The organism is Pseudomonas rhodesiae (genome assembly GCF_007858255.1).
Lineage (GTDB): Bacteria > Pseudomonadota > Gammaproteobacteria > Pseudomonadales > Pseudomonadaceae > Aquipseudomonas > Aquipseudomonas rhodesiae.
Map to the genome: position 1 here is coordinate 13,837 of NZ_VFEU01000019.1, position 17,678 is coordinate 31,514.

A 17,678-nucleotide genomic window follows, 5' to 3' on the forward strand; every position below is an offset into this window, starting at 1 on the left:
GTACCTTCTGGGGTATCGCTATTGATTAGCTGAAATCTATTTCACGGCTTGCCCGAGGGCTGATCATTAAGAGTGACGCTCTTAACAAGGCACGCAGGGGAAATAAAAAATGCCAGGCTCTGCCTGGCATTTATGAATTCATTAATTATTCTATTCAAAGCGCTCACTACTTATTGTTGATGCATTGCGAGTACATGGAGTAGCGAACCGTTTTGAGCGTACCCTGGGAGTCCTCGAAGCTCATCAACCGTGGGTAGACCTGGCAGGTGCGGGGGTCTTGAGATTGGCGCACGAATTTCGCCACATCGATTTTCATGCCGTATTTGTAATCTTGAATTTCCGGCATCGGCTTGCCATTTTTCTCGGCATACTTCGCCACAGCGGTCTGGTGGTCGTTGATATATTGCAGCTGCTTGCTTTCTGAGAAAGTGTTGGCCTGCGAAGCCATCGAGAAAACAACAAGTGCAGCAGCAATAATTAGCTTTTTCATAATAACCTCTCAAATTCAAATCTTCTCGGGCGTAACTTTAGCAACGCATAGGCATCACTGGCATGACGAGAAACCTACAATTTTGAAAGGTAAGTGCATCTGGCTCATATAAAACAAAAAAGCCCACAACGTGTGTTGTGGGCTTCTCTTTAGTGGCTATCAGCTAACCACTTCGGCCTCATCACCGTCTTCATCCTTGCGGTGTGCCCATTGATACAGGGCAGGGAGCACCAACAAAGTCAGCGCGGTGGAGGACAGGATCCCGCCAATCACCACTGTCGCCAGTGGCCGCTGAACCTCTGCACCGGTACCGGTTGCCAAGGCCATCGGGATGAAGCCCAGGGACGCCACCAGGGCTGTCATCAGCACAGGTCGCAGTCGGGTCAACGCGCCTTCGTCGACGGCCTGCCTAAGCGTTCGTCCCTCCTCTCGCAATCCGCGGATGAAGGCAATCATCACCAGGCCGTTCAGTACCGCGACGCCGGACAGTGCAATGAAGCCAACCCCAGCCGAGATCGACAGCGGGATGTCCCGCAGCCACAGCGCCACGACGCCACCGGTGAGTGCGAATGGAATACCGGTGAACACCAGCATGCCGTCTTTCAGGTTGTTGAACATCAGGAACAGCAGGGTCATGACCAGCAGCAAGGCCACCGGAACCACGATCTGCAGACGCTTGGCCGCCGATTGGAGCTGCTCGAACTGGCCACCCCAGGTGGTCCAGTAACCAGCAGGAATCTGCACCTTGGCATCAAGCGAAGCGGTTGCCTCTTGAACGAACGACCCCAGGTCGCGGCCCCGGACGTTGGCGCTGACGATCACCAGACGCTTGCCGTTCTCGCGGCTGATCTGGTTCGGACCCAGCTGCAGGTCCAGGTTAGCGACCTGCGACAGCGGGATGAAGCCGATCTGATTGGCACCTTGAGATGCATTGGCCGGTACAGGGATCAGAAGGCTGGACATACCTGCTACGTCGGTACGTACGGTCTCAGGCAGGCGCACCACCATGTCGAAGCGACGGTCGCCTTCATACAACGTGCCGGCCGTACGACCGCCGACAGCGATGGCGATCGAGTTCTGTACATCCGCGATGTTCAGGCCGTAGCGTGCGGCTTTCTCGCGGTCGATGTTGATGGTCAGCACCGGCAGGCCGGTGGTCTGTTCAACCTTGACCTCCGAAGAGCCCGGTACCGCTTTGAGCGCTGCAGCGATCTTGTTGGCCGTGTTGTTGAGCACGTCCATGTCATCGCCGAACACCTTCACTGCGACGTCACTCCGTACGCCCGAGATCAGCTCGTTGAAACGCAACTGGATGGGCTGGGACAGCTCATAGTTGCTGCCTGGGACACCGGCTGCGGCTTTCTGCACTTCAGCAATCAGCTCATCGCGAGGCTTCTTAGGGTCGGGCCACTGATCCTGAGGCTTGAGCATGATGTAGGCGTCGGAGGCGTTAGGCGGCATCGGGTCGGATGCGATTTCGGCTGTACCCGAGCGCGCAAACATCCGCTCTACTTCCGGGACCTGCTCAATCACAGCCTTTTCAAGGCGTTGCTGCATTTCTACGGATTGGGTCAGGCTCGTACCTGGCACGCGCATGGCCTGCATCGCAAAGTCACCTTCACTGAGGCTTGGAATGAACTCGCTACCCATACGACTTGCAAGCACACCACTGAGCACGACCAGGACTACAGCGGCCGAGAACGCGATGTTCCGATGCCCAAGGACCCACTTCAAAATCGGCTCATAACGCAGCCGCGCAGTGCGCATCACCACGCCTTCCTCTTCCTTGACCTTGCCAGTGACGAACATGGCGATGGCTGCCGGAACGAAGGTGACGGAGAGGATCATTGCACCCAGCAGCGCCATCACAACGGTGAAGGCCATGGGGTGGAACATTTTGCCCTCGACGCCGGTCAGGGCGAAGATCGGCAGGTACACCACCATGATGATCAACTGACCGAAGATCAGTGGCCGGCGAGCTTCACCCGCAGCAGCGAAGACCTCATGGAAGCGCTCAGCTTTGGTGAGCATACGGCCATGCTTGTGTTGCGCATGAGCCAGTCGACGGATCGCGTTTTCTACAATTACCACGGCACCGTCGACGATGATTCCGAAGTCGAGTGCGCCTAAGCTCATTAGGTTGGCGCTGACCTTGTTGTTGAACATACCGGTGAAGGTGAACAGCATGGACAACGGGATCACCATCGCGGTGATGAGTGCAGCACGGATGTTACCGAGGAACAGGAACAAAATGGCGATTACTAGAATCGCGCCTTCCACCAAGTTCTTCTTCACAGTTGCAATAGCTTTTTCAACCAGGTTGGTGCGGTCGTAGACCGTCACGGCAACCACACCTTCTGGAAGGGTACGGTTGATGTCAGCCAGTTTGGCGGCAACAGCCTGAGACACGGTACGGCTATTTTCACCGATCAGCATGAACACGGTGCCGAGTACGACTTCGCGACCGTTCTCGGTGGCAGCCCCCGTCCGGAGCTCTTTGCCAATGCTAACGTCAGCGACGTTGCTGATTCGAATCGGTGCGCCATCGACACTGGTGATCACAATGTTGGCGATGTCTTCGATGTTACCGACCTGCCCTGGCGCACGGATGAGGAGCTGCTCACCATTACGCTCGATGTAACCGGCGCCGACGTTGGCGTTGTTGCTTTCCAACGCTGCGACCAGATCATTGAGGGTCAGTTTGTATGTAGCTAGGCGCTTCGGATCCGGCGCGACCAGGAACTGCTTGGCGTAACCACCGATGGTGTTGATCTCGGCCACACCTGGGACGTTCCGCAGCTGCGGCTTGATGATCCAGTCCTGGATCACACGCAGGTCGGTTGGGGTGTACGGTGTACCGTCTTCCTTGACCGCACCATCCTCAGCTTCAACGGTCCACAAGAAAATTTCACCAAGCCCAGTGGATACCGGACCCATGACAGCCTCAACGCCCTCTGGCAACTGCTCCTTCGCAACTTGCAGCCGCTCGTTGATCAACTGGCGGGCAAAGAAGATGTCAGTGCCATCCTTGAAGATCACGGTGACCTGAGACAGGCCAGAGCGAGACAAGGAACGGGTCTGTTGAAGGCCCGGGAGACCGGCCATGGCCGTTTCAACTGGAAACGTGATCCGCTGTTCAGTTTCCAATGGCGAATAGCCAGGCGCAGCAGCGTTGATCTGCACCTGGACGTTAGTGATGTCGGGTACCGCATCGATGGGCAGCTTCTGATAGCTGTAGATACCGATGCCGGCCATGATCAGAACAGCGATCATTACAACGATGCGCTGCTCAATGGCGAATCTGATGATACGTTCAAACATGAGAAATCATCCTGTCAGTTCGCATCAGTGACCGTGTTCGGCAGACGCTTTGCCGAGCTCAGACTTGAGTGTAAAGCTGCCACTGGCTGCTACTTGGGCGCCGGCTTGGATGCCGTCGATGATTTCCACGTATCCATTGTCACGGCGGCCCGTTTTTACCGGCCGAGTGTCAAAGCCTTCCCTGGTGCGCACAAATACCGAGGGTTTGTCTTCAACGGTCTGCACGGCGCCTTCAGGAACGGCCACAGCCACTCGATCGGTCTGAGAAGTGACGGCGATGTTCACGAACAGACCTGGACGCCAGGCGCCGTCAGGGTTGGTCAAGGTAACGCGAACGGTCGCTGCACGGTTTTGCTCACCCAGCAGGCTGCCTACATAACCCACCTTGCCGTCGACCTCGACGTTCATGTCGGGCGATGAAACTTTTACCGCACGGCCCGTCACCACCTTGCCCAGTTCAGTGGGAGGGACAGCGAAGGTGGCCCACACCTGATTCAGGTCGGACAAGATGAAAGCGTTAGTCGCCTCGCTGACGACTTCACCCATGGTCAGGTGCTTCTCTACCACCACGGCGTCAAAGGGTGCCCGAAGCTCGTAACGATTGCCGCCTACGGAATTGACCGAAGCGCCGATGGCACCGACCTTCTGCTTGGCATTGGCCAGAGATATCTCTGCTTCTTGCAGCGCTTGGCGTGCCTGCAGGTAATCCTGCTCGGCGGAGATCTTGTCCTGCCACAGTTGCTTCTCACGGTCGAAGGTAACGCGGGCCAGCTCTACGCGTCGCTGTGCGGCTTGTTGTTCGCTGCGCAGGTCAGAAATCTGTTGGCTGGCAATCACTGCGAGGACTTGGCCTTTCTTAACGGCTTCGCCCAAGTCGGCCTGGACACTTTCAACAACGCCAGGGACCCGAGGGACAACATGTGCAGTCCGGTCTTCGTCGAAACGAATCTCCCCCGGGAAAGTCACAACGGTGCCGAGGTCACGGGGGGCCGCAGACTCCAGGACTACCCCAGCTGCCTTGATCTGTTCAGCGCTCAGGGTCAGCTTGCCCTCTTCCTCACCACCCTCTTCGCTATGGCCTTCTGCACCATGACCCTCATCACCCTCCTCTTTGGCGGCTGATGCGGTCGTCTTCTCATCGCCATGGCCATCGTTAGCGCCGTGCTCGACGGTACTGGCGGCCTGCTCTCCGGAACTGTTGTTCCAGGCAAGGCTGCCAAATCCAAGGGCTGCCACAGCGGCGACCGCGAGGGCGATCTTGCGTTTGTTATCCATTGCTACTCCTGCTGATCATAGGCACCGACGTGTTATGCCGAGCGCCGAAGAAAATTTCTGGCCCGTTCAACGAACGCCGGCAGTCGAACCGACATCGCCATAAACCCTTTCCACCTGCGCACGCGCATTGGTCGCTGTTGCCAACGAATCGAGGTATTGGCCACGAGCGACGATCAAGGTGCGCTGGGCATCCAGCACTTCGATGAAGCCGAATTTGCCCATCTCGAAACCGCGAGTTGCGGTCTCCACAGCCTGCTGTGCGGACGGCAGAATGGTCTTGTCGTAGGACTCGACCTCCTGCATGGCGGTCGCCCACTGGTTTACTGCGGTTTGGGTTTCGCTACGCAGCCTCAGCTCAACTGCGTTGCGCTGGTCTCGGGCTTGATCTGCGCGTCGAGAAGCGGAAAGAATGTTGCCCTGATTACGATCAAACAGCGGCAATGGCATGGACAGTCCTACAGTGTTGACCCGTTCACGTACGGAGCGGTCGTACTGGCTACCCACGCTTACAGTGAGGTCTGGGATTCGCTGAGCTTTCTCTGAGCCGAGGGACGCATCGCTTTTGTCGATCTGCACCACGGCCTGACGCATTTCCGCAGTTTGATCGAGCCTCGACAACAGCTCTTCAGCGTCCGGAGGCAAACCTGGGGAGAGGGTCGGCGAATCCAGGCGATCGAATACTGTGACCGAGCTCCCCGTAATTTGAGCTAGCTGCTGGTAAGCGGTCGCTTTCTCCGTTTCGGCGCGTCTGACCTGCAGCTTGGCTTCGGCCAACTGTACTTGAGCACGAGTAGCCTCTACTGGGGAGGATTTACCTGCGCGAACGCGGCCGTCGACAATGCGCAGACCACGCTCAGTCAGCTCCAGAGATTGCTTGGCTAGATCTAGGCCAGTCTGCGCTCGCAATGCTGCGTAGAAGGCTTGAACGACCTCGGCGCGCAGAGCGTTCACTCGACGGTCCAACTCCAGCTGTGCAGCAGTCTGGCCATAGGTGGCGACGTCAACACGTGCGCCCCGCTTTCCGCCCAGCTCCAGGGTCTGGCTGAGCGTCACAGTTGTCTGGCTAGTGCTGCGACGGGTGTCTTCTACGTCGTACGAGATTGTTGGGTTGGGGATAAGCCCTGCCTGCTTGCGTGCCCCATCTGCGATCCCAATCTCCTGACGGGCGGCGGCCATGTCAGGGTTGGCATCCATCGCCGTCGAAAGCGCTTGAGGCAAGCTGATGCTTTGGGCAAATGCAGCAGGTGCCATCAGCCCGGAGATGACCGCACAGAGTGCGGCTATCTTCCAGGGTGAGATTGAGGTCTTAGGAAAGACATTGCGGATATACCGGGGCACTTTAATGGTCCTCGTGCACAAACTTCGATAAAGCTTGGCGAGAACGCCGAAACAGCTGCCAAGCCCCACTGGATTAGGTGATGGCACTCTAAAGAGCGGTAGCTATCAGAGGGGTGGCTAGAAAATTACAATTTCGTAAGAAAAGTGGGTAATGCCCGTAAACACTGAGAAATTCAGTCGAACCCAGGATTTGATTACATCCGAGAGAGATGGCTAACACACGGTGCTAGGCACCCGGATAACCTGTAGATGACGAAATTGTAATTATCCTATCACCCTCCCGTTATCTTCGGCCTGCAAATATGAGCTCGGCGCTCTTCATAGGCGCGCCGCCGGGTCAGAACATATAAAGACACCCGCGTCGGTACACATAATAAAAACTGCCGTAAATCAAAGGAGCATCAGATGAAAATCAAAGTACCACTGTATTTGGCGGCAGTTTCTGCGCTGTCTGGAAGCTATGCAATTTCTGCTCAAGCTGAAGACAAACCAGAAGGTTTCATTGAGGGCAGCAGCCTTACAGTGCTCAACCGCAACTTCTACTTCAATCGTGATAATCGCGACAGTTCGGCTCCCACTTACAACAGTGGTAAGGGCAACACCAACGGCTACTCCGAAGCCTGGGCGCACGCGCTCATTTCCAAATTCAACTCTGGTTTTACCCAGGGTACCGTCGGTTTTGGTGTTGATGCCTTTGCAATGATCGGCCTCAAGCTTGATACCGGCGACGGTCGCAACGGCGGCCGTAGCTCCTTCGACGTGCTGCCCGTTGATAACAAGGGTGAGGCGCGTGATGAATACACCAAGGTTGGCGGAGCGGCCAAAATCCGCTTGTTCGATACCGTGGTGAAAGTGGGTGATGTATTCCCATCGACGCCGGTCGTCGCAGCGGGCGACTCGCGCCTCCTGCCAGAAAGCTTCCGCGGCGTGACCGTTGAGAACAGCAGCATCCAGGGCCTCACCCTGCAAGGTGGTCGACTGCATGCAATGAGCCAACCGGTTTCCAGTAACCTGAACGACAATTTCGTTACCTTCTATGGCGGCCCGGTCAACTCGCCTTGGATCGGCTACGGCGGCGGTGACTACTCGATCAACGACAATTGGACCGTGAGTGTCTACGGCAGCCAGTTGAAAGATGTCTGGAACCAGTACTACGCCGGTACCAGCTTCGCCTACCCACTGAGCGATGACCTCGCGCTGATTGGTGGGTTCAACTACTACAAAGCCGTGGATGAAGGTAAACGCCGACTGGGCGAGTTCGACAACAATATCTGGAGTGCCAAGGTCGGTGTTCGCTACGGCGCCCACACCTTGGCCCTGTCACACCAGCGCAACAATGGCGATGACGATTTTGATTACCTGCGTCAGTCGGACTCAATCTTCGTAGACAACTCGATCCAGTACAGCGACTTCAACTCGCCGAAAGAACGCTCCTGGATGATGCGTTATGACCTTAACTTCACCAGCTACGGTATTCCTGGTCTGACGTTCATGACCCGCTACGCAAGGGGTTCGGGCGCAGACTACTCGAACGCCAACCAGTTCTACATGCGTACCGACGACAACGGCAATCCGCTCACCGATCAAAAACGTTGGGAGCGTGACGTCGAGGTGAAATATGTCGTTCAAACCGGCCCGGCTAAAGACTTGTCCTTCCGGTTGCGCCAAGCTACCACGCGTGCCACTGCTTTCGAATCGGACCTTGATGAAACTCGCGTGATCATTGAATACCCGCTTTCTATTCTGTAATTCTCTGATCGGATCAGTTTTCCATGAACTGGCCCCTCAGAAAAACGTGCATTACGCATTCACCTTGAGTGGCTTAAGTGCTCCTTTGGTAAAAGGTGAATATTTGGCGCCCTTTGGGCGCCTTTTTTTATCTAAAATTCGAGCAGTTGTTCGAGTTCATGCATCGCATGTCGATGCAGCTCATGGCTACACCAATGTCCAGCCTCCTCAATGAGGGGAACTTCGCCGTCATCTGAACGGAATGAAACCAGAACAAAGAATAGAATAACCCAGCACTTCATAAGGTCAAATCACCTATTGGAGAGAGGGCTCGCATCTGTCAAACCCAAACCGCGACAAGATATAACGCCAGACTATCAAATATATTACCTAGAAATTACAAATCCGTAATTTAGCCCCCAGACAACTCTTTTTGATTTACCATTCATTTCAATAACGTCGGCGCGCGTGCGCGGTTAATTGCTCAGTGATGTCGAGACAAAATCCCATGCGAATTCTGGTAATTGAGGATGAAGTAAAAACTGCGGAGTATGTGCGTCAAGGCCTTACTGAATGCGGTTATGTTGTAGATTGCGTCCATACCGGTTCAGATGGATTATTCCTGGCCAAGCAGCACGAATATGAGTTGATCATCCTTGATATCAATCTGCCGGAGATGGATGGGTGGCAGGTGCTTGAACTGTTGCGACGTAAAAACTGCCCTTCTCGTATCATGATGCTGACGGCTAGAAGTCGCCTAGCAGATAAGGTTCGGGGCCTGGAGAACGGTGCAGATGACTACCTAATCAAGCCATTTGAGTTCCCAGAACTGCTGGCCCGGGTCCGCGCCTTGATGCGCAGGTCTGACCACCCTGCATCCGTCGAGATAATTCGTGTAGCTGACCTCGAACTCGACCAGAGCCGTCACAGAGCCTTCAGGGATGGCCAGCGCATCGATTTGACTACAAAAGAGTTTGCACTGTTGCACTACCTGATGCGCAACACGGGGGTGGTACTGAGCCGTACGCAGATCATCTCACAGGTTTGGGACATGAACTTTGACTGCGATACAAACGTTGTAGAGGTGTCGATTCGAAGGCTCAGAGCCAAGATCGATGATCCTTTCGAGACGAAGCTTATCCACACGCTCCGAGGCGTGGGCTATGTTCTTGAGAAGCGGTAAGCGACCAACCGCCTAGCCTTGGAAACAGCTCGACTGATTATCCAGCGCCTACTACATTGACAGTTAAATTTTAATTCCAACAGCACTTATCTTCGCAATAAGCATGTCAAACCAACAAGCACCACCCATTGACCCGGAGTCAAGGAGACCAGACCACGAGAAATTTAGTGATACGCAATCCACTCAGAGTACTGATAGGACGGTCGTGGCGGAACGGGGCAACGAAAGCCAACAATCCAGCCATTAATCGCAAAAATCGCTCTGGGTTGCCGATTGGAAAACTACCAATCAGACAGTGGAATCTAGAGATCCACCACATAAAACGCAATTCCCACCAGTACGATCTAGCTCTCCGGGGCCAACAGGTTTTACCATCAAGATACTAATATCAATCGAGTGACTTAGCATTGCCTCGATAAGGTCAATGTATTGAACTCGAATCGCTTCATACATAGTCCGCACCATAACAACTTCACGCTGAAGCTTATGATTCTTTTCTTGAAGATTCCTGTATTTAGCATCGCCATCATGATTAATCTTTGAAACTAGACAAGACCGCAAGCAAGCGTCAATTTCAGATTGATATTTCCTGATTGTCTCTCTAGAAACTCCTGCGTATTTAGAAAATTCTTTTTGGCTATAAACATATCCTCCAATTTCTTTTTGGCGAACACTTATCAATTCCAAAATCTTAGAATTGAGATACCCCTTTAGACGCTCACCTCTGAGCTGCATAAGCCCCCCGATATATTAATTCTTTTTAAAAATCTCATTCAACAGAAAATCAGCCGACAGTTCAATATTTTTGAAATGTTGGTATTGCGGACTCAACTCCCCTCCAGCAGTTAAGATATGATTCTTTATTAAGTTAGCGTCTCGGCTCAATCTTTCAATTTCCAGACGCTGCGCATCATCTTGAACGTTCACTATTAAATCCTCGCAAGGCTTGCCATTTGTCCCCTTCGCCAAACATGACAGACTGTGCTGGCATGGTTTCAACGCAAGGTTGTGAGCGCACGCTCCATGTGGCATTGGATTAACCACACGAATGGCTGCTGAAAGATATTCCTCTGCGGCTTGACGATTTTCAATTCTAAGTTTATTGAAAGTTGTTTGAATAACCCCCACAGCTCTATCTTGCCTAACACTTTCAATCATATCCTGCAGAATCAATGATCTGCTTAAAGCTGGTGTATGATCATAAACCTGAGCCTGCGTGAGGTCTGAACGTCCTAGGATCAGGTTCACCTGAACATCAGATAAACCTCCCTGCTTATAGACAGTATTGAGCCAATGCCTAATATCATGCCAGTAAAACTCAGCCACTTCACCGGTACGAGGATCGAGGACATTAAATTTCTTAAATAATGACTCTTCAGTTCTTGATGTACCATCAAGCCACCCTTGAAACATACCAACCGAAACCTTCCTAAATTCCCTATCACTCTTAGCATTAGAAAATGTCAACAAATTCCGCGGGATAATGAATAATGAATTTTCCGGCTCTAGAATTGCCACACCATTCTTTTGGATCGTAGGCAGAATTTTTCGAGCAAAGTTTAATTCGAACTCAAAATCAGGCTGAAATGGAAAAGTTTTATTCTCAAGCTGACACAACAAAGCCTCATCAAGGATATCGTCAACAATCTCACGCATCCATGATGGATTGAAGGTAACTTCACAAAATGCCTCAAGACGCTGCAACGATATAGCATGAGGGTGGCGCCTCAACCTGCTTCGCCACTTATATACATTTGAAGTCAAAGGCAAATATTCATTCCAAGCTTTCTCATACATAAATATCTTAGAATTCATAGCTTTCTGACATTGAAGCAACTTGACAACTGTTCGTGTAGAGGCACCCAGAAATGCCGCGACCTCAGACACACGCCCGAGGCGTCCAACCAACTGAATTACATCTACAAATTGCCCTGTAGATTGATAATAAACCCCTCGCGGCGTATACAAATCGAATTCGCTCACCCATTTCGCGACAAACTTACGCGCATAATATTTCAAACTAATAGGCGTTTTTTTTACTTCCTTCCAATTCACCCCTGGATTCAATCTCATTTTCTTAACAATACGACGCCCTTCCGCAGTATGTTCAGTGATAAATTCTACCGCTGCGCGTACTGCTGGGTATAAATCTTGCGGAAATGGTCGGAAGTACAATCGCCCTCCCTTTTCGGGAAATATTTTTATAACCCATTTCCCCTCTTGCTGTATCAAGCAATCTACAGGAAGACATGCCAGCTCATTGATTCTACCGCCCACAGCTGCGTTAATCACTAGCGCACTAATATAAAATCTATCCCGAAAAGAAAGTTCTGGATGAGTGGCCAATCCGAATAAATCTCTAATCACCTCTGTAGGTAGGAACTTTCGCTCTCTTCCCTCTTCACTTCCATGCCGGCCATACTTACATCTGCCTTTTGGAGCATCATAGATTACCCTTAAACCAATTCGCTTCTGCATCCATTTAGCAAAGCCCTGAAGTGTTGTTAAAGTTGAAATCTTCCCGGTCACCCCGCGCTCTGCGTAGGTCCTTTCAACCGCTTTAAAATCCAATAGATTCAATCGTGAGATTTCTTTACTACCCATTTCCAAATCAAGCCTAACTAATGCCTCGATGGAGGCGAATGCACCATCAGCGGTTACACCCGCTTGGACTCGCTTTGCTGCTATATACACTTTAGCAACTAATCTAAGCTCGTCATTTCTAATACGGCAAAATCTCAAATTGTATTGCGACAGATTTCCAGGGCGTTCAACCCAGTCGAGAATATTCCATTCATCACAAAAAAAATCGACTGAAGGCTTTAACCCCTCAACAAGTGATGCTGCCAAATTTATCAAAGGCTCTGGGAGGCCATGACCACGCAACTTTGAGTGAATATCCATCTTCGTCATTCCCCACTATTGATCCTAGCCATAACATCGTTAACCGCTTGGTATACGCGCTCCAGCTCTTTCAGTATCTTACTCCTTTCCTTTCCACCCTCAGCTCTACCCCATCTTTCTAATTCAGACTCTAGGTAATCTAAAGATTTTTTATGGTCTGCGTTGCGCCAGGCAATGAAATACCTACAACCATTGTAACAATTAAAAAATGGATGATGCCCACAAGATCCGGACTTGCCACATTCCCCTACTATAGCTGGCTGATTTACGACCGGTATCAATATAGGCATCCCCGAACTCTTATGCCCAAGCTGACCGGCGAAAAATAAACCATTTAACTCTGAGAATATCCCACCTAATTTTCTGTTTGCTCGCTCCAACAACGGGCAAAACTCAGAAGCCAAACAGTCAATGTAAGCATCAGCTGCATGCACGGAGTCATGCTCAAGTACATATTGTATCTCGTCCCTAGACGCGCCTTGGGCGGCCATCTGTGTAGCTCCGCTATGTCGGATTCTATAGGGTGTCAAGATTAGAGGCCTATTCGTACGCGGACTGATCAGCTTTAATCTGCTACACCAGCCAGTTATCGCCCGTCCAAAATTTGATGATTCTCCCTCCCTTGAACTCACTAACAACCTCCCAGTCCTTTCCTGTAACGCCTTAACCTTAGGAGATGAGGAGTACTCGAGAATGGCATTAGCAAGTTGAGTAGTTATGGGCCAAAGCTCTGACGCCTGTCCTGTTTGATATTTTGCCTTAGGCATTCTAAGGAAATATTGGCCCCCTTCTGCCATCGAATCGGGTACCCACAATGCATCACGGAACATTTCATGCAACTGGATAGGTCTCTTTAATGTTTCGAACGAGATCCAAGTAAACAGCCTTGAGGTGAAATCCGCCGTGGATTCCCCCTCTGCAGAAATGATCATTGCTTTTCGAACCACTTCAATTTCGGAGCTTGTTAGCGCCCCGCGCGTCTCGTGCCATTCCAGTATCCTTAAAGTTGGGTGAGGCTTTTTAAGCCTTATAGCCTCTAACTCCAATGCATGAATCTCGTCCGCACCTGCCAACCCCTGAAAAGCAGCGTAAATGTAGAACCTTCGAAACTCGGTCGCCTCCGCATGGGATGATGTCATAACGCTCAACAATTTCCCGAGAGACATATCTGAAAAGTCCTTCCATGAAGGTTGCCAGTGCCTTTCCAAGCAAGAGATCCCCGCGTGCACTGAGCTCAGGATTCTAGGGCAAACCGACTCAAGCTTGTGCACTAGGTACTTTTTGACCACCTCAATAATTACTACTGGGAGCTGGTATCTGCTTAGATCAATAGAATATCTAGCCCTTCTCCACACCGCTTCAACATAATCTGTCGTCACATCAATGAAAAATGGACTACTCGGATCAGCATTACATCTTACGTATAGCCGCCCGACTTCATCTTCAAATTCACCAGAATCATTGACTTCAATACCCATTGCTTACCCCTCAAAATTTAACCTCATCAACTCCCTTCTTGCCTTATCCCGAATCGCGCGCCGAGCATAACCTTTTAATGAGTCAGGACTACTCCATCCTCCCATGTAAACTACGTGATCTATTTCCGTAGAATTGTTCTCTAGCAAACTTGCAGCTTCGTAAAGCCTATTGAACACAGCGTGGCGTACGAGATGCCAATGAAAAGCTTTGACACACTCATTGCTAATCATGCAAGCGACTTTATTTGCCGCTGAACAGGATAGTGGATTACCCAGCGAGGCGTTACCGTGAGAGATCAACAGGAATTCGTGGTCTAGATAAGCTGTAAACCCTCCTTTTATTTTTCTTTTAACTCTATATGTATCTACATACTCCTCAATGGCTCTAATCATCCCCTCATCACCAGGACTAAAATAAAGCCGCCTACCAAAAGTTTTAACAAGTGGATTATTGGGAGCTCGCGGATCAGAATAATCTGCCCCTCTATCCTCTATGCGGATAATTTCCAAAAAAGGATATAAACCAGTCAGATCAATATCCACTAGGCGTAATGCTAACAACTCGCCTAGCCTTAATCCAAACCTTCTAACTAAGCGCCACATGATGTAGTTTCTTAGATTCAAGCCGCGAGTCACGTTCGCACTTGAAAGCTGCCCTACTAAAAACCCCTCTATTTTTTTCAATTCATCGTCCGTCAGGTCATGCGCGATTAGCTCTTTTCTGCCGCTCACCATTACACTAGACCAAACTTTCTTATGGCTTTCAATTAAACGAATATAGCTAACATTGACGTCAATACCGGTAGCAAACAAAGGTGTATAGTTCTCAACAAACCAAATTGAGAAAGTGCTGCAGCTTTGTAAGATCTTACAAACATATTTGTTTATCTGGGTCCCATCAACCGGCGGCGATATAATCTTCTCAAGCCAATTGGCAAATTTTCTTACACATCTAAAATCTAGTCCTTTCCCCTCAAGCAGCATGCGCTCGATATCGAGCCCAGTTATGTTTCCCCATGTGAATAAAAAGGCAACGTGGTAGAGCACTGTACGAATACTCGCCTTATAGCGACGATTACCCATTGAATACGCTACTTCGTACAGACTAGCGCTAAGACAAGGTACAAACGTTTCTACTGCCACCAACTGGTACCTAGCTACGTGTTGATGTGAAAACTTAAGAACCTTGTACTCTAACCCTACAGTCCTAACTGATTTAGTTCTTCTAGTTAGTCCAGGCATGAGACATCTCCTTCAGCATCAGTTGCAGAAGTTGTCTTCGAATGAATTTTATCAGCCTGCGACCAAAGCGACTTTAATAAGCCATCCCCAATCGAGTAGTTTGATCTTAACTTAAGACAGCTAGTTGACTTATAATCAACTAGCACGGACAGCAATTGATAACCGGTGAGAATTTCAAACAAAAAACGTATAAATATATTTTTGCCGCCCATATATCCGCACCTTGACATTAGTTTATGTCTTAAAGGTACAGATGCTGGGCCGCGGATAACTCCGTCGTCTGCCAACTATCTAACAACCTACGGTGCTACATTGGCACATTTTTAACGTAAACCAGTTGACTGGACTAATCAAGACCTTACGTCGCAGGTCTGACGGGACGCGGGGCTGCGGAGCTCTCATCCCCCCGCTATCTAGGCACTTTGAGGTCAGATAAATCATGGATAAAGCCGAAGCTGACCGTCATGACAAAATGCTTGAACTCGCTGAGTTGCTGGCAGAAGTGTTGCAAAAAGCCGTGCCGTCCTTGAGCGAGCAGCAGGTCGAGGAAGCCGGGATCTACATGGCGAAGAACCGCGATGTATTTGCCAAGGCATTCAAGAGTCAGCCGGACGCGTTGTCCGAGTTGCTCAACCCGCCGGCGGAATAAAGCCCGAATTGAACAGGCCCTGAATCATTGATTCAGGGCCTTTTTAATCGCCGCTCATTGGTAGAGCAGGCGCTCGGCCAGTTCGTCCGCTACCCGTGCGGGCGAGCGTTTTTCGGCTTGGGCATGGGCATAGATTTCGGTCAGGCGTGAGCCAATGTTCGACAGGTGCGCGGTGATGGTGGGCAGCTCGGCGCCGCTGTGTTTGAGCGCGACGTAGATCAGGCCGCCGGAATTGATCACATAGTCGGGCGCATAAAGAATGCCGCGCCCCTCCAACTGATCGGCCACTTGCAGGTTGGTCAGTTGGGCGCTGGCGGAACCAGCCACGGCGGCGCAACGCAGTTGGCCCACGCTGGTACGGTTGAACACCGCACCCAGGCCGCAGGGCGCAAGAATGTCGCAGGGGGTGCTGAGCAAGGCGTCGTTGGCGATGGGGTGTGCGCCGAACTGCTCCATGGCCAGTTGCACCTTGCCATGGTCGATATCGCTCACCAGCAATTCGGCGCCGGCGGCGTGCAGCTGTTCGGCGAGGGCGTAGCCGACGTTGCCCAGGCCTTGTATGGCCACCCGCAGGCTTTCGAGGTTGTCGCTGCCCAAGCGCGCCATGGCCGTGGCGCGGATGCCGGTAAACACGCCCATGGCGGCGTGGAGCGCAGGGTCGCCGGCGGCGGTGGTGCTGGTGACGAAACGGGTTTGTTGAGCGATGCAATCCATGTCGGCCACCGAGGTGCCGCTGTCGATGGCCGTGATGTAGCGGCCATCCAGTTGTTCCACGCAGCGCCCAAAGGCTTCGAACAGCGCCGCGCGGCTTTCCACATGGGCGGGCCGCAGGATTACCGCGGTCCCACCCCCTACCGGCAACCCGGCCAGGGCGGCTTTATAGCTCATGCCTTGGGCCAGGCGCGCGGCATCGGCCACGGCCGTTTCGTCGTCGGGGTAGGCAAGGTAACGACAGCCGCCCAGGGCGGGCCCCAGGCGGCTGTTGTGAATAGCTATGACCGCCTTCAAGCCTGTCACCGGGTCGATGCTCAGGTGCAGCGATTCAAGGCGGGTGCGGTGCATGAGAGCAAACATCGTCGAGCTCCCGAATCACTTCTTGTGTCGCCAAGTATAGGCTTGCAGCAGAAAACTGCCGAAGTGCGCTGGAATAAGTCGTCCGATTTTGTAGGTTCTGCGACATAAGCGCGCAGGATCTTTCTTAAGTCACTGGACGAAAATTCCCAGCAAGGCTAAAACGGGGGCATCCGCCGGAGAATGCAATGAAGCCCCGCCAAGCCTTTTTCGCCTGCCTGGAACGCTCGCCCCCTGCACTGTTCGAGGCCGCGCTGTGGATTGCCGCCGAACATGACGCGACGGTGCAACCGTTGCAGATCCTGCAAGAACTGGGGTTGCTGCAACAACAGGTAAGCGCAGGCATGCCCGTGCTGCCGGCGGATGAACTGGGCCAACCGCTGCTGCGGCGCATGAACGATCTGGGGTTTGCCCAGGATGACTTCACGCCCCTGCGCCCCGCCGCCGCGCTGTTGGATAAAGTCCTGCTGCGCAAACGCGGGCAGCCTCTGGCCATGGGCTTGATTGCCATGGAACTGGCGCGGCGCCTGCACATTCCCATGGTCGGCGTGAACTTCCCAGGGCACTTCCTGCTACGCGTCCCCGGCGCTGATCACTTGTTGGACCCCTGCGGCGGTCGGCGCCTCTACACCAACGATTGCCGCGAACTGCTGCAACGCCAATATGGCCCCAACCTCAAGTTGCAGGCCGAACACCTGCATACCGCCGAACCGCGCTCGATGCTCCAACGCTTGTCGCGCAACCTGCGCCAATTGCACTTGGCCAGTGACGATCCACTGGCGGCGCTGATCGACGCCGAGCGCGTGCTGGAACTGGGCAATGCCAGCGCCGCCGATTACCTGGCACGGGCCAGCCTGTATCAACGCCTGGACTGCCCCAACGCCGAACGCTTCGATCTGGAGCATGCGCTGCTGCTCAGCGAAGACCCGATCCAACGCCTGCGCCTGACCGAGCGGTTGGGGCATCTGCCGCCCAACACGGTGGTGCATTGACCAACAC

Annotated in this window: 13 protein-coding genes; 4 read left to right on the forward strand and 9 right to left on the reverse strand. The window is 52.3% G+C overall.

Annotated elements, in window-relative coordinates:
* Positions 1-166 precede the first annotated feature (166 nt).
* The 4 genes from FIV35_RS21675 to FIV35_RS21690 all read right to left on the reverse strand — a co-directional run bounded on the left by FIV35_RS21675 (position 167) and on the right by FIV35_RS21690 (position 6,424).
* Positions 167-490 carry a DUF2790 domain-containing protein gene (locus tag FIV35_RS21675; RefSeq protein WP_034137071.1) on the reverse strand — a complete coding sequence of 108 codons (324 nt, stop codon included), beginning with the start codon at positions 488-490 and terminating at the stop codon, positions 167-169.
* A 159-nt stretch (positions 491-649) separates the two neighbouring features.
* A complete protein-coding gene (locus FIV35_RS21680) occupies positions 650-3,811 on the reverse strand; it encodes a CusA/CzcA family heavy metal efflux RND transporter (protein ID WP_034137070.1) in 3,162 nt (1,053 codons plus the stop codon).
* 24 nt (positions 3,812-3,835) lie between these two features.
* The gene (locus FIV35_RS21685) at positions 3,836-5,086 is read right to left on the reverse strand and encodes an efflux RND transporter periplasmic adaptor subunit (protein WP_034137069.1); all 1,251 of its coding nucleotides are present in this window, start codon (positions 5,084-5,086) and stop codon (positions 3,836-3,838) included.
* A 66-nt stretch (positions 5,087-5,152) separates the two neighbouring features.
* Positions 5,153-6,424 (reverse strand): TolC family protein, encoded by a 1,272-nt coding sequence (locus FIV35_RS21690; protein ID WP_139273552.1) that lies wholly within the window; start codon positions 6,422-6,424, stop codon positions 5,153-5,155.
* Positions 6,425-6,829: 405 nt separating this feature from the next.
* Between FIV35_RS21690 and FIV35_RS21695 the strand changes: the two genes are divergently transcribed.
* Together FIV35_RS21695 and FIV35_RS21700 are read left to right on the forward strand one after the other, a co-directional pair.
* The gene (locus tag FIV35_RS21695; protein ID WP_034137067.1) at positions 6,830-8,173 is read left to right on the forward strand and encodes an OprD family porin; all 1,344 of its coding nucleotides are present in this window, start codon (positions 6,830-6,832) and stop codon (positions 8,171-8,173) included.
* A gap of 487 nt (positions 8,174-8,660) precedes the next feature.
* Positions 8,661-9,335, forward strand: coding sequence for a heavy metal response regulator transcription factor (locus FIV35_RS21700; RefSeq protein ID WP_034137066.1), 675 nt, complete (start codon positions 8,661-8,663; stop codon positions 9,333-9,335).
* Between the two features lie 288 nt (positions 9,336-9,623).
* On the opposite strand, the gene FIV35_RS21705 is transcribed toward FIV35_RS21700, so the two are convergent.
* From FIV35_RS21705 to FIV35_RS21720, 4 genes are read right to left on the reverse strand one after another with little or no spacing between them, the layout of a single operon-like run.
* Complete coding sequence (locus FIV35_RS21705; protein ID WP_125923840.1) at positions 9,624-10,070, reverse strand: hypothetical protein; 447 nt, start codon at positions 10,068-10,070, stop codon at positions 9,624-9,626.
* Positions 10,071-10,085: 15 nt separating this feature from the next.
* Positions 10,086-12,248, reverse strand: coding sequence for a hypothetical protein (locus FIV35_RS21710; RefSeq protein WP_115147434.1), 2,163 nt, complete (start codon positions 12,246-12,248; stop codon positions 10,086-10,088).
* Complete coding sequence (locus tag FIV35_RS21715; protein ID WP_080761392.1) at positions 12,245-13,717, reverse strand: site-specific integrase; 1,473 nt, start codon at positions 13,715-13,717, stop codon at positions 12,245-12,247. The genes FIV35_RS21710 and FIV35_RS21715 overlap by 4 nt, the downstream gene beginning before the upstream one ends.
* Positions 13,718-13,720: 3 nt before the next feature.
* On the reverse strand, positions 13,721-14,959 hold the full coding sequence (locus FIV35_RS21720) for a site-specific integrase (protein ID WP_069553525.1): 1,239 nt from the start codon (positions 14,957-14,959) through the stop codon (positions 13,721-13,723).
* 439 nt (positions 14,960-15,398) lie between these two features.
* On the opposite strand from FIV35_RS21720, the gene FIV35_RS21725 reads away from it, so the two are divergent.
* Positions 15,399-15,608, forward strand: a complete 210-nt coding sequence (locus FIV35_RS21725; protein ID WP_017734297.1) for a YebG family protein — start codon at positions 15,399-15,401, stop codon at positions 15,606-15,608.
* A 54-nt stretch (positions 15,609-15,662) separates the two neighbouring features.
* Here FIV35_RS21725 and FIV35_RS21730 read toward each other — a convergent pair whose 3' ends face one another.
* A complete protein-coding gene (locus FIV35_RS21730; RefSeq protein ID WP_034137063.1) occupies positions 15,663-16,682 on the reverse strand; it encodes a Leu/Phe/Val dehydrogenase in 1,020 nt (339 codons plus the stop codon).
* Positions 16,683-16,867: 185 nt separating this feature from the next.
* On the opposite strand from FIV35_RS21730, the gene FIV35_RS21735 reads away from it, so the two are divergent.
* The gene (locus tag FIV35_RS21735; RefSeq protein ID WP_034137062.1) at positions 16,868-17,671 is read left to right on the forward strand and encodes a SirB1 family protein; all 804 of its coding nucleotides are present in this window, start codon (positions 16,868-16,870) and stop codon (positions 17,669-17,671) included.
* Positions 17,672-17,678: the final 7 nt, after the last annotated feature.